The organism is Microbulbifer sp. ABF4_107, assembly GCF_056312215.1.
The window spans coordinates 646,280-659,765 of record NZ_CM149983.1; the positions used below are offsets into that span (position 1 = coordinate 646,280).

Below are 13,486 nucleotides of genomic sequence, written 5' to 3' on the forward strand. Positions count from 1 at the left end.
ACCCTTGCTGGAGTGCGGGCAACGACACTGAGCGAACGGGAGGGGGGAATGCGTCCCCGCGACATAGTAAAACAGTGAAAGGAAGTACTGATTGAAAGCTCCAAATCCCGATGTGGGCGTCGCACAACAGAACGATGCAGGCCAGAGCGGCATGCGAGTGCCTGTCGATTCGAGATTGCAGCACACGGAGCAGGGGCGCGCGAGCGGGTTGACGGTACTGGTGCTCACTTTCGGTACCTTCTGTCTCGCTTACCTTTGTAAACAGTTCCTTTCTGTCAGTGATGGTATCGCAACCATATGGCTTGCCGATGCCTTCACCATTGCATTCCTGTATCGATATGCCAGCCGATCCTGGCCACTTCTGCTTCTTGGGTCCTATATTGGAACCCTTGCTGCTGCTGTTGTCGGTGATGTAACCCTGTCCAACGCGCCACTGTATTCCCTGGCCGGGGTGGTGGAGGCCTGTGTTGCGGCGTCCATGTTGCGATTTTTTTGCGCGGACGGCGACTTTTTCGATGGTGCGGGACGCTGGCTGAGGTTTATCTTTTTTGGCGCCCTTATCCCAACCGTATTTGGCGCTGGTTTTGGTTCCCTGGTTGCGACGCTGTTTGCCGGACTGCCCCTCATCGATGTGTTTATGGTTTGGTACCTGGCAGACGTTGTCGGGATCAGTGTTTTTTTCCCGCTGGTGTACCTGTTTTCCATTGGTGCCGGGCGGGAGACGTTGGCCGCGAGTGCCATTCTCCAGTTGATCACGGTTTCAGCCTGCGCGCTAGTTTGCATATTCATCGTATTGTTTACCTTCTCCCATCCATTTGTGTTTATTGCGCTGCCCCTGATTTGGGCTGCCTCCCGCCTTGACTTAACACAAACGCTGCTACTTGTTTTTGTTGCGGTGGTAGCACAGTTGGCGGTGTTCACTAACGCCCTCACCTGGCTGCCGGCGGAGATGCGGTCGTTCACCGGCGCACTGGATTTTTTTCCTCTGTACGCCGCCATGTTGCCTGCATACATCATGGCGGTGATATCCCGCATCGAGCGAAAGCGGAGCGCCCGGATTGTGGAGGTGGAGAGCAGTTTTCGTGCGGCAATGGCGTCATCGCGCATCGGTATGCTACTGGTGACGCTGGACAACCGGATTCTGCAGGCAAACGCAAGTTTCTGTCGGTTTATTGGATTTACCGAAGTTGAATTGCGCGGGCTGCGTGTCGGGGAAGTGGTCGCGCTGCCAAATTCTGGTACAGGCAATCAGCGGGACGGTTTGCGAGGGTACGAGCGTCCGCCGCAGGATTTTGAATTCGGGTATGTCCAGGATGCCGAATGGCAGTTTATCCGTAAAAGTGGTGAGCGCGTTTGGGGGCACTGGTCCTGTACCCAGGCGAGAGGGTCTCGCAACGAGCCGTTGTATGCCATAGTGCAAGTCGAAGATGTCGATTGGCGAAAGCGGAGCGAAGAGCAGCTGGCCCGCGCTGAAGAGCGCTGGAAGTTCTCGCTGACGGTTACCGGTCAGGTGGTTTATGACTGGGACCTGGAATCCGGCAAGACATTCTTTTCGGAGTGGTTGAGCGGTGGTATGGGGATCGACGCAGGCAGCCTAACCTGTCGCAGTGATTGGACTGCACGGGTCGCGGAAGCTGATCGCCCGCGCCTGTTATCGGCCCAGAAGGCACATATTGACGGTGACGCGGCGGAAATCGACTGTCAGTACCGGGTGGAAACCGACGCGGGAAGAATGCGTTGGGTGCATGAAGTCGCGCACGTTATGGAATCCGCTGACGGTGGAAAACCACTAAGGCTGATTGGCGTTTTGCGGGATATTACCGAAAACAAGAATATGGCAGAGTCTCTGGAGAAAGAAAAAGAGCAGCTGCAGGTGACTCTCAACGCGATTGCGGATGCAGTTATTGCCACCGATGGGCGTCAGCGAATTACTTTTATGAACCCCGTTGCCGAGCTGTTGACCGGCTGGAAACTCACCGAGGCCAAGGGGCGCGAAGTAGGTGAAGTGCTACGTTTGTCCAGTGGCCGGAAAGGAGCGATTGTTACCGGTCCCGCACAAGATTGCCTCAACATGAACCTGCCTGTGATGTCACCGGAAGGTACCGTACTGCACCACCGGGGAGGGGAGTGTTACGACGTCAAGTGTTCGGCTTCACCGCTGCGTACCAGTGATGGGTTGGTGCTTGGCGCCGTTCTGGTATTCCAGGATGTCACGGAAACACGCCAGCTGATTCAGCAACTTCGCTACAAGGCGAGTCACGACCATCTTACCCATCTGCCAAACCGGGAAGCATTCCGGCGAGAGCTGTTGGAGGCGGTTAGCACCGTGCGAAATACGGAGCGGGTTCATGTGCTGGCGTATATGGATCTGGATCGCTTCAAGGTAATCAATGATAGTGCCGGCCATCAGGCTGGTGATGCATTGCTGAAAAATGTTGCGCGTTTCCTGCGCGGCCATTTGCGTGAGTCCGATTGTGTGGCCCGCTTGGGCGGTGACGAGTTTGGCATTCTGCTTCGGGATTGCGACAAAGATCAGGGGCTGGCGCGGTGTGAGCAGTTGGTACGAAAGATTATCGCTCTGCGTTTCCCTTGGAGTGGGCGAATCTTTGACGTGGGCGCAAGTGTGGGAGTGACGGAAATTTCCCGTAGCAATAGCCAGGTCGCAGACTTGATGAGCCAGGCCGATGTGGCCTGTTACTCCGCCAAGCACGCCGGTCGCGGAGTGGTGATGTTGTACGAGGCGGACCGAAGCGCCGCAGCAGAGCAGCATCGGGAAATTCACATGGCCTCGCGCATACGTGCAGCGCTGGATGAAGGGAGTTTCCGTCTGTATGCGCAGCCGATCGCCAGTGCGAAGGATTCCACGCGGATACATCACTATGAAGTTTTGGTGCGAATGCTGGATACCGATGGAAATCTGATTTTGCCCGGTGCATTTATACCAGCGGCAGAGCGCTACGGTTTGATGCAGCAGGTCGACAGCTGGATTGTACGGGAACTTTTCGAAAATCAGGCGGCCGCTGTTGCCGCTAGCCAGCTGAAGCTGGCGTTAAACCTGTCGGCAGATGCACTTGGAGATAGTGCGTTTCAGAAGCAGTTTTTCAGGTTGCTCGAAGATTCTGCCATTTCGCCGCAACACTTGGGCATGGAAATTACTGAAACCGCCATGATCAACCAGATGGAGAGCGCCAGTCAGTTTGTTGCGGACTTGCGCGCTATGGGTTGCACTGTGGCACTGGATGACTTCGGTAATGGTCTGAGCTCGTTTAATTACCTGAAAAACTTTGCCATTGATTACATCAAGATAGACGGCAGTTTCGTGCGGCAGGTGGAGTCCAATTTCGTCGACCTGATGATTGTCGAGTCGATCAATCAGGTTGCGCACCGCCTTAAAGCGCAGACGATTGCTGAGTTTGTCGAGGATCAGGCGACGGCGGAAAAGCTGGAGGCAATCGGTGTAGACCTGTTGCAGGGGTACCATATTGGCCGGCCGCGACCACTTCAGAAGGTTCTTGATGAGGCGCGACGGTTAAAAGACGAATTACCTGTGACGGCAACCTGAATCTTATCTCAGTCAGACCGGTGGCGGCGCGGTAGCGGAGTGTTCCGCCACCAGATGCTGCCACCGTTCACGGGTCGACAGTAGATTTATTGGCGAACCTTACCCAGGTGCTTGCCCACGATTTGCAGCAGAGGCTTGAAGGTCTTGGGGGTGGCGCAAACCAGGTTGCCGGAATCCAGGTAGTCATTACCGCCGCGGAAATCGCTGATCAGGCCGCCGGCTTCTTTCACCAGCAGCGAGCCCGCTGCGATATCCCAGGTGTTCAGATACATTTCCCAGAAGCCATCAAAGCGACCGGCGGCAACATAGGCCAGGTCCAGTGCGGCTGCGCCCGGGCGGCGAATGCCCGCGGTCTGTCCGGCAATGTCTTTCATTGCGGCCAGGTAGCCATCGATATTCTCAAAGGAATCGCCGTTGAACGGGATGCCGGTGCCGATCAGTGCGCCGTTCATGCCCTGGCGGTTGGAAACGCGAATGCGGCGGCCATTCAGTGCCGCGCCACGGCCGCGACTTGCGGTAAATTCTTCGCGCTTGATCGGGTCCAGCACTACCGCATGCTCGATCTGGCCTTTGTATTTGCAGGCGATGGAGATCGCAAAGTGGGGCAGGCCGTGGATAAAATTGGTGGTGCCGTCCAGCGGATCGATAATCCACTCGTATTCAGGCTCAGCGCCTTCCTGAACGCCACTTTCTTCGGCGCGGATGCTGTGTTTGGGGTAAGCCTTGCGCAGGTGATAAATGATCTCCTGTTCGCTGGCCTTGTCCACTTCCGTCACGTAATCGTTGCGGCCCTTCTCTTCAAACTTCATCAGGTCGCCGCGCTCCCAGGCGCGTTCGATCAGTTCACCGGCCTTGCGCGCCGCGCGCAGGGCAATATTCAGCATGGGTTCCATAGGAATTCCGCGATCAGTAGTGGATTGTGGATGGTAAAAAGCAATGTCGGGCTCGCCGACGGGCGAGATTGTAGGGATTCCCGTTCAATTTTGCTACACTCCGCGCCGGTTTTGTAACAGGCAAGTGTAGGGTAACGCAGCGGTATCCTGCGACCTGGCTTGCCGCGTCATAATCCCGGCCGAATCAAGGCCCAAACCAGCTTTTACCCCGGAATCCCCATGGCGACCTCTCCTTCGGAAACCTCAACCCAAATGGCTTCCCAGTCAGCTCTCGCAGCGCTGGACAACATTCGCGTGGTGTTGGTGAACAGTGCGCACCCGGGCAATATCGGCGGCGCGGCGCGGGCGCTGAAGAATATGGGGCTGAGCCAGCTGTATCTGGTGCAGCCGCGGGAGTTTCCCGCTGCCAATGCGGTGTGGCGTGCGGCGGGTGCTTCCGAGCTGCTGGATAGCGCCGTGGTGGTGGAAACTCTGGAAGAGGCCGTGGCGGATTGCGGCCTGGTGGTGGCCACCAGCGCCCGTGAGCGCCGTATCCCCTGGCCACTGCTGACGCCCCGGGAGTGCGGAGTGCGTGCCGTGGCCGAGGCCAAATCTCATCCAGTCGCCCTGGTGTTTGGCCGCGAAGACCGCGGTTTGACGAATGACGAGCTGCAGGCCTGCAATTTCCACGTGCATATTCCCTCCAATCCGGAGTACAGCTCCCTGAACCTGGCCACCGCCGTGCAGGTGCTGGTGTACGAGGCCCGTATGGCGGCGCTGGAGGCGGATAAGGGGGAAGCGCTGAAGTTCACCGACTGGGACAGGCCCCCGGCCAAAGCGGGCGATATGGAGCTCTATTATGAGCACCTCGAGCTGGCTTTGGGGGAGCTGGGCTTTATCGACCCGGACAACCCCCGTCAGACCATGACCCGCCTGCGCCGACTGTTCAGCCGGGTGCGTCCGGACGATATGGAGCTGGGTATTCTGCGCGGCATGCTGACCGCGATTCAGAACCATATCCATCGCAGTGGTGGTAAAGGTCGGCCCGACTGACAGTTCACGCCTGCTCGTTATGACCGTTATGCCTGGGTGGTAAATCGCGATAACCAACAGGTCTAGGCAGCCGCCAAATACCCGACTGAAACGCTCGGCTATATACTTGACTGAAGTAGTGGGTTATTCCATACTCGCGCCCCGAATCCGCAGTGCCGGTAAGGGTTGCGGGGTGGTTGCGAATCATTCGCAAGTGCCGGTTTGGTGGCCCAAGCGGTGCTGACTGGTGCGACTTCCCAGGTGAAGGGCAGGAGAGGGTATGCGTTTAACAACCAAAGGGCGGTATGCGGTCACAGCAATGCTGGACCTGGCGTTGCACGCCGAACGCGGCCCTATCAGTCTGGCGGATATATCCAAGCGTCAGGATATCTCCCTGTCTTATCTGGAACAGCTTTTTTCCCGTCTGCGCCAGTCCGGCCTGGTCTCAAGTGTACGCGGACCCGGTGGTGGATACCGCCTGGCGCGGCAGAGTGCAGAGATCTGCGTGGCGGAAATCATTGATGCGGTCAACGAATCCGTGGACGCCACCAGTTGTGGCGGCAACAGCGATTGTTCCGCCGGTGAGCAGTGCCTCACCCACTATCTCTGGACCGACCTCAGTCGCCAGATTCACAGCTTCCTGAATGGCATCAGTCTGGCGGATATGGTTGAGCGCGCCGAGGTGCAGGAAGTGGCTCGCCGTCAGGATGGCCGCAGTGCAGCACTGGCCGACGTGATTGAGCAGAAAGTAGCGATTATCGGCGGCTTGCAGTAAGGTGCCGGCCGCCCGGTCAGGCAGAGCGGCCTGGCTACAGGAAATTTGAGCGCATTTAGCGATAGCAGTATGGCGCCGACGCAAATCGGCGATTGGAGACAAGAGACTATGAAGCTTCCCATTTATCTGGATTATTCGGCAACCTGTCCGGTAGACCCGCGCGTCGCCAGTAAAATGGCGGAGCAGTTGACCATGGAAGGCAACTTCGGCAACCCGGCTTCCCGCTCCCACCTGTTTGGCTGGAAGGCGGAAGAGGCGGTGGAAGATGCCCGTCGCCAGGTAGCGGAACTGGTCAACGCGGACCCGCGCGAAATCGTCTGGACCAGCGGTGCCACCGAGTCCGACAATCTCGCTATTAAAGGTGCTGCGCACTTCTATCAGGGCCGCGGCAAGCACATCATCACTTCCAAGATCGAGCACAAAGCCGTGCTGGATACCTGCCGCCAGCTGGAGCGCGAAGGCTTTGAGGTGACTTACCTGAACCCGAAGGAAGACGGCATCGTCTATCCGGAGCAGGTTCTGGAAGCGCTGCGCGAAGACACCATCCTGGTGAGCCTGATGCACGTCAATAACGAAATTGGTGTGATCAACGATATCGCCGCTATCGGCGAACTGTGCCGCGAGCGCAAGATCATTTTCCATGTGGATGCGGCCCAGAGCGCCGGCAAGATTGAGATCGATCTGGCGGAACTGAAAGTGGACCTGATGTCCTTCTCCGCCCACAAGGTTTACGGCCCCAAAGGCATTGGCGCCCTGTACGTACGCCGCAAGCCGCGCGTGCGTATCGAAGCCCAGATGCACGGCGGTGGTCACGAGCGCGGTATGCGTTCCGGCACCCTGCCGACGCACCAGGCAGTTGGCATGGGTGAAGCCTTCCGTATCGCCAAGGAAGAAATGGCAGAAGAGGGCAAGCGCATGGTCGCCCTGCGCGATCGTTTCTGGAGCCAGATCAGCGATATGGAAGAAGTGCACATCAATGGCTCTGTGGAGCAGCGTGTGCCGGGCAACCTGAACGTGAGCTTCGCGTTTGTGGAAGGGGAAAGCCTGATCATGTCTCTGAAGGATCTGGCGATTTCCTCCGGTTCCGCCTGTACCTCTGCGAGCCTGGAGCCCAGCTATGTGCTGCGCGCCCTGGGTGTGAACGACGAGCTGGCTCACAGTTCCCTGCGCTTCAGTTTTGGTCGTTTTACCACGGAACAGGACGTGGATACCGCGGCCAAAGAAGTAAGGAAGGCAGTAGAAAAGCTGCGCGAACTCTCCCCTCTGTGGGATATGTACAAGGATGGTGTTGACCTCAGCACCATCGAATGGGCTGCGCACTAAGCTGCCGCGCAAATAGAGAATTTTTGAGAGGGTATAGTCATGGCCTATAGCGATAAAGTAATTGACCACTATGAACACCCGCGCAATGTTGGCCGCATGGACGACAAAGCGGACAACGTGGGTACCGGTATGGTTGGCGCCCCGGCCTGTGGCGACGTAATGCGTCTGCAGATTCAGGTAAACGACAACGGCATCATCGAAGACGCCAAGTTCAAAACCTACGGTTGCGGTTCTGCCATTGCCTCCAGCTCCCTGCTCACCGAGTGGGTGAAGGGCAAGTCTCTCGACGAAGCGGCGCAGATCAAAAACACCGAGATCGCCGAGGAACTGGCGCTGCCGCCGGTGAAAATTCACTGCTCCGTACTGGCGGAAGACGCCATCAAGGCGGCGGTGAACAATATCCGCGAGAAGCGCGGTGAGAAGAGCGGCGAAGCCGCAGAACAGGCTGCCGGCTAGGCGCCAGCGCTGAATAGCCTGCACTGAATAGACAGAGAAGTAAGGAGTAGCACCGATGGCAATTACCATGACCGAAGCGGCCCGGGCACACGTTGCCAAACAGCTGGCCAGTCGCGGTAAAGGTATCGGTATTCGCGTAGGTGTGAAGACCGCCGGCTGCTCCGGTATGGCGTACGTTCTCGAGTTTGTCGACCAGGCCGAAGCGGAAGATGAGGTGTTCGACGCGGGCGAAGTAAAGCTGATCGTCGACCCCAAAAGTCTCGCATACCTGGACGGTACCGAGCTGGACTTTGTCAAAGAGGGGTTGAACGAAGGCTTCGCCTTCAAGAACCCCAACGTCAAGAATGAGTGCGGCTGCGGCGAGAGCTTTCACATTTAAGGCTCAAGCGCAGCAGCAACAAGGCCGGGTGCGCAACTGCATGCCGGCCTTTTTGTTATTGGATTTCCTGACTTCAGGTTTCTAATTCCAGGCTTCAAAGAGATGCAACAGAATCACTTCGAAATTTTCGGCCTCCCGGTCTCCTACACCGTAGATCGCACGGCGCTGGCACAGCGCTATCGCGAACTGCAGCAGGAGTTTCACCCGGACCGTTTTGCGGCAAAGTCTGAACGCGAGCAGATGCTGGCCATGCAATACGCAGCGCAGATCAATGAGGCGAATAACACGCTGAAGGATCCGGTCGCGCGGGCCGCTTACCTGCTGAAACTGGCCGGTGTGGAAATCAATCCGGAGCAGACCACCGCCGACGGTGAGTTCCTGATGCAGCAGATGATTCTGCGCGAGCGTTTGGAAGACGTGCGCCAAGCCGCAGACCCGGAAGCGGAACTCGAAGATCTCGCGAGTGAAACCGCGCAGTTGTTCAAGGCTCAGGAGCAGGCGTTCGCGCAGGCTCTCGAAAAGAGTGCGCTGGACGACGCAAAAAGTGCGCTATTGAAATTGCAGTTTCTCGCCAAGCTGCAGCGCCAGATCGAAGAGCTCGAAGAAGATTTATTGGACTAAGACTGACTTATGGCATTACTGCAGATCTCCGAACCCGGCCAGACCCCCGAACCCCACGAGCGCAAGCGCGCCGTAGGCATCGACCTCGGCACCACCAATTCCCTGGTGGCAACGGTGCGCAGCGGCTCTGCACAAGCGCTGCCTGCGGAAGATGGCCAAGCCATCCTTCCCTCTGCGGTGCGTTACACCGAGCGTGGCGTGGAAGTGGGCTACGGCGCTCGCGCCGCCGCCGGTGAAGATCCTTACAACACCCTTATTTCCATCAAGCGTCTGATGGGGCGTGGCATCGCCGATATCAAACACTTCGGCGAGCAGTTGCCGTACAAATTCAGCGAAGACAATTCCGGCATGCCGTCCATCGAAACGGTGGCCGGTGCGGTGAACCCGGTTCAGGTATCCGCGGAAATCCTCAAGGTTCTCGCCGAGCGCGGTGCGCAATCTCTGGGCGGCCCGCTGGACGGTGCCGTGATCACCGTGCCCGCGTATTTTGATGACGCCCAGCGCCAGGCCACCAAAGACGCCGCCAAGCTGGCGGGGCTGAAAGTGCTGCGTCTGCTGAACGAGCCTACCGCCGCGGCGGTAGCCTACGGCCTCGACAAGGCCGACGACGGCAGCGATGTAGGCGACAAAACCATCGCCGTTTACGACCTCGGCGGCGGCACCTTCGATATTTCCATTCTGCGCCTGTCCAAAGGCGTATTTGAGGTTCTGTCTACCGGTGGCGACAGTGCCCTTGGCGGTGATGATTTTGACCGCGCCGTGGCCGAGTGGATGGCGGCGGAAGCGGGGCTCGGTACCGACCTCGACGCCGGCACCCAGCGCAAACTGCTGAATGCCGCCTGTGCCGCCAAAGAGGCACTGGCCGCCGAGGCTTCGGTGGCGGTCGCATACGGTGACTGGTCCGCGCAACTGGATCGCGTCAAACTCGCCGAGCTGCTGGATCCGCTGATCAGTAAAACCCAGCGCGCCTGCAAGCGTGCCCTGCGCGATGCGGATCTCACCGCGGACGACGTGGAAGAAGTGGTTCTGGTGGGCGGCTCTACCCGCACCCTGCGTGTGCGGGAGAAAGTGCAGGAATTTTTCGGTCGCGAGCCCCATGCGGATATCGACCCGGATCAGGTGGTCGCCATCGGTGCGGCGATTCAGGCGGATGTACTCGTCGGCAACAAATCTCGTGAAGACCTGCTGTTGCTCGATGTGATTCCGCTGTCCCTGGGTATCGAGACCATGGGTGGGCTTACCGAAAAGCTGATCCACCGCAACACCACCATTCCCGTGGCCAAGGCCCAGGAATTCACCACCTTCAAAGACGGCCAGACCGCCATGGCCATTCACGTGGTGCAGGGCGAGCGCGAGCTGGTGAGCGATTGCCGCTCCCTGGCCCGTTTCGAACTGCGCGGTATCCCGCCCATGGTGGCCGGTGCCGCGCATATCCGCGTGACCTACCAGGTGGATGCGGACGGCCTGCTGTCCGTAACCGCCATGGAAAAGAGCAGTGGCGTGCAGGCGGAAATCACCGTCAAGCCGTCCTACGGCCTTGAGGATTCCGAAATCACCCGTATGTTGCAGGACTCCTACGCCAACGCCGAGGAAGATATTGCGGTGCGCGCCCAGCGCGAGGCCCAGGTGGAGGCGGAGCGCACCCTGGAGGCGATGCTTGTTGCCTTGCAGGAAAATGGTGCGGAACTGCTGAGCGAGAGTGAACTCGGCGAGCTTGAGCGCGGTATGGAAGCCCTGCGCCTGGCCCATAACGGCGGCACCGCGGAAGAGATTCGCTCCCGTATCGACGAGCTGAACGCGCTTTCCGAACCCTTCGCAGCGCGCCGCATGGATGCTTCCATCAAGCGCGCCATGCAGGGCCACAGTCTGGATGAATTCGACAAGCCCTGAGGGCGGTCGCGATTAATAGAGAAATAAGTTATGCCGAAAATCGTATTCCTACCCCACGAAGAGCTGTGTCCCGATGGCAAGGTGATTGAAGTGGAGCCGGGCATCAGCGTGTGCGACGCCGCATTGAAAAACGGCGTGGACATCGAGCACGCCTGTGAAAAAGCCTGCGCCTGCACCACCTGCCACGTGATCGTGCGCGAGGGCTTTGATTCCCTGGGCGAGCCGGACGAGCTGGAAGAGGATCTGCTGGACAAGGCCTGGGGCCTGGAGCCGGAATCCCGCCTGTCCTGTCAGGCGATTGTGGATAAAGAAGACCTGGTGGTCGAGATTCCCAAGTACACCATCAATCAGGTTTCCGAAAAACACTGAGGGCTGCCGGTATGAAATGGACCGACATTCACGACATCGCCATCGAGCTCAGCGATGCCTACCCGGACAAGGATCCGTTGACGGTCAACTTCGTTGACCTGCGCAAGTGGGTGATGGATTTGCCGGAATTCGACGACGATCCCGACCGCTGTGGCGAGAAGATCCTGGAGGCCATCCAGGCCGCGTGGATCGAGGAAAACGAATAAAGCCTGGCAAAATGTCCGTCATGCCGGACTCGATCCGGTATCCAGCGCTACGGAGCACTGTTCTCTGGATCCCGGGTCAGGCCCGGGATGACGTGAAGGAAGCCAAATCAAACAGTACAAACTTCACCGTACAGCGCGTATAATCCGCGCTCCGCGAATCAGGATTGGTCAATTAATCAACAGTTGGCGCGGTGAGAGAATTCAGGGAAGAGCAACGTGAGTTGCTCTTTTCGTATCTGTCTTAAGACAAATTTTTTGCAAAACCTAGAAATGGAGAAAATCATGGCCGTGGAACGTACCCTGTCCATCATCAAGCCGGACGCCGTAGCCAAGAACGTTATCGGTGAAATCGAGAGCCGCTTCGAGAAAGCGGGCCTGCGCGTTGTTGCCATGAAGATGGTTCAGCTGTCTCAGGAGAAAGCGGAAGGTTTCTACGCTGAGCACAAAGAGCGTCCTTTCTTCAAAGACCTGGTTGAATTCATGACCTCTGGCCCGGTTGTTGTACAGGTTCTGGAAGGCGAGAACGCCATCCTGGCCAACCGCGACCTGATGGGCGCCACCAACCCGAAAGAAGCCGACGCTGGCACCATCCGTGCAGACTTCGCTGACAGCATCGACGCCAACGCGGTACACGGTTCCGACTCCGCGGCTTCTGCCGAGCGCGAAGTAAGCTACTTCTTCTCTTCCGAAGAAATCTGCGCGCGCTAATTCAGCCTGTGCAACAGTAGGGGCCTGTCCGCAGGCCTCTACAGCTACTCCAAATTCGCACCGCAATCGGTGCAAGGTGAACCCATGACCGAAGTACAAACTGCTGTACAAACCGAAAAAGTGAACCTGCTGGGGCTGTCCGTAGACAAGCTCGCGGACTTCTTTGCCGGTTTGGGCGAAAAGCGCTTCCGCGCGGTACAGGTCCTGAAGTGGATTCACCAGAATGGCGCGGATGATTTCGAGCAGATGACCAATGTCAGCAAGGCCATGCGCGCCAAGCTGTCCGAGATCGCCGAAATCCGTGCCCCCAAAGTCCTCAAGCAGATGGACTCCGCCGACGGCACCCGCAAATGGCTCATCGAAGTCGCCGGCGGCAATGTGATCGAGACCGTCTATATCCCCGATGGTGACCGCGGGACTTTATGTGTGTCCTCCCAGGTGGGCTGCTCCCTGGACTGCAGCTTCTGCGCCACCGGCAAGCAGGGCTTCAACCGCGACCTGACCGCCGCTGAGATCATCGGTCAGGTGTGGATCGCGTGTAAATCCTTCGGCCAATTGCAGCCGAACGGACCGCGCAAGGTGACCAACGTGGTGATGATGGGCATGGGCGAGCCCCTGCTCAACTTCGACAACGTGGTCGACTCCATGAACCTGATGATGGAAGACAATGCCTACGGCATCTCCAAGCGTCGGGTAACTCTGAGCACCTCCGGTGTGGTACCGGCTCTGGATCGCCTGGCGGAAGTGACCGATGTCAGCCTGGCCATCTCCCTGCACGCGCCCAATGACGAGCTGCGCAACGAGCTGGTACCGATCAACAAGAAGTACCCCATTGCCATGCTGCTCGACAGCGCCAAGCGCTATATCGAGAACATGCCGGACAATCATCGCAAGATGACCATCGAGTACACCATGATGCGGGAGGTCAACGACCGCCCCGAGCACGCCGAACAACTGGCGGAGCTGCTGCGTGATGTGCCGGTAAAGATAAATCTGATACCCTTTAATCCGTTTGAGCTGTCCGACTATCAGCGGGTCAGCAACAACGCTTTGCGACGTTTTCAACAGATTTTGTTGGACAAAGGCTATACCGTAACCGTGCGTACCACCCGGGGTGATGATATCGCCGCGGCCTGTGGTCAGCTGGCCGGCCAGGTAAACGACCGCACCCGCCGCTCCGAGCGTTATCGCAACGCCGAGCGCCCGGTAAAAATCGTCAACCAGGCATAACGGCTCCGATTGCTTTCGGGCATTGCCGAATGGATTTGGCGTGCGAGGCTGTACGCACTCTAT

General features: G+C 58.1%; 13 protein-coding genes. 12 read left to right on the forward strand and 1 reads right to left on the reverse strand.

The genetic code is table 11. The features are described from left to right. The first annotated feature begins 91 nt into the window (after nt 1-91). Nucleotides 92-3,562, forward strand: a complete 3,471-nt coding sequence (locus tag ACYX4K_RS02585; RefSeq protein WP_475093665.1) for an EAL domain-containing protein — start codon at nt 92-94, stop codon at nt 3,560-3,562. Between the two features lie 86 nt (nt 3,563-3,648). On the opposite strand, the gene ACYX4K_RS02590 is transcribed toward ACYX4K_RS02585, so the two are convergent. Further along, nucleotides 3,649-4,455, reverse strand: a complete 807-nt coding sequence (locus tag ACYX4K_RS02590) for an inositol monophosphatase family protein (RefSeq protein WP_475093664.1) — start codon at nt 4,453-4,455, stop codon at nt 3,649-3,651. Between the two features lie 252 nt (nt 4,456-4,707). Here ACYX4K_RS02590 and trmJ point away from each other — a divergent pair, with 252 nt between their 5' ends. The 11 genes from trmJ to rlmN all read left to right on the forward strand — a co-directional run bounded on the left by trmJ (nt 4,708) and on the right by rlmN (nt 13,423). Next, nucleotides 4,708-5,487, forward strand: coding sequence for a tRNA (cytosine(32)/uridine(32)-2'-O)-methyltransferase TrmJ (gene trmJ / locus ACYX4K_RS02595; protein ID WP_475093663.1), 780 nt, complete (start codon nt 4,708-4,710; stop codon nt 5,485-5,487). A gap of 259 nt (nt 5,488-5,746) precedes the next feature. Further along, nucleotides 5,747-6,241 (forward strand): Fe-S cluster assembly transcriptional regulator IscR, encoded by a 495-nt coding sequence (gene iscR / locus ACYX4K_RS02600; protein WP_475093662.1) that lies wholly within the window; start codon nt 5,747-5,749, stop codon nt 6,239-6,241. Nucleotides 6,242-6,349: 108 nt separating this feature from the next. Beyond that, the gene (locus ACYX4K_RS02605; protein WP_475093661.1) at nt 6,350-7,564 is read left to right on the forward strand and encodes an IscS subfamily cysteine desulfurase; all 1,215 of its coding nucleotides are present in this window, start codon (nt 6,350-6,352) and stop codon (nt 7,562-7,564) included. 39 nt (nt 7,565-7,603) lie between these two features. Next, the gene (gene iscU, locus ACYX4K_RS02610; RefSeq protein ID WP_475093660.1) at nt 7,604-8,020 is read left to right on the forward strand and encodes a Fe-S cluster assembly scaffold IscU; all 417 of its coding nucleotides are present in this window, start codon (nt 7,604-7,606) and stop codon (nt 8,018-8,020) included. 55 nt (nt 8,021-8,075) lie between these two features. After that, entirely contained in the window at nt 8,076-8,399 is a 324-nt protein-coding gene (gene iscA, locus ACYX4K_RS02615; protein WP_475093659.1) for an iron-sulfur cluster assembly protein IscA, read from the forward strand. 102 nt (nt 8,400-8,501) lie between these two features. Continuing rightward, nucleotides 8,502-9,020, forward strand: a complete 519-nt coding sequence (gene hscB, locus ACYX4K_RS02620; RefSeq protein WP_475093658.1) for a co-chaperone HscB — start codon at nt 8,502-8,504, stop codon at nt 9,018-9,020. A 9-nt stretch (nt 9,021-9,029) separates the two neighbouring features. Beyond that, complete coding sequence (hscA, locus tag ACYX4K_RS02625; protein WP_475093657.1) at nt 9,030-10,910, forward strand: Fe-S protein assembly chaperone HscA; 1,881 nt, start codon at nt 9,030-9,032, stop codon at nt 10,908-10,910. Nucleotides 10,911-10,940: 30 nt separating this feature from the next. Continuing rightward, entirely contained in the window at nt 10,941-11,279 is a 339-nt protein-coding gene (gene fdx, locus ACYX4K_RS02630) for an ISC system 2Fe-2S type ferredoxin (RefSeq protein ID WP_043317355.1), read from the forward strand. An 11-nt stretch (nt 11,280-11,290) separates the two neighbouring features. Continuing rightward, complete coding sequence (iscX, locus tag ACYX4K_RS02635) at nt 11,291-11,485, forward strand: Fe-S cluster assembly protein IscX (RefSeq protein WP_475093656.1); 195 nt, start codon at nt 11,291-11,293, stop codon at nt 11,483-11,485. A 282-nt stretch (nt 11,486-11,767) separates the two neighbouring features. Beyond that, complete coding sequence (gene ndk, locus ACYX4K_RS02640) at nt 11,768-12,193, forward strand: nucleoside-diphosphate kinase (RefSeq protein WP_475093655.1); 426 nt, start codon at nt 11,768-11,770, stop codon at nt 12,191-12,193. Between the two features lie 84 nt (nt 12,194-12,277). After that, nucleotides 12,278-13,423, forward strand: coding sequence for a dual-specificity RNA methyltransferase RlmN (gene rlmN, locus ACYX4K_RS02645; protein ID WP_475093654.1), 1,146 nt, complete (start codon nt 12,278-12,280; stop codon nt 13,421-13,423). The last annotated feature ends 63 nt before the right edge of the window (nt 13,424-13,486 follow it).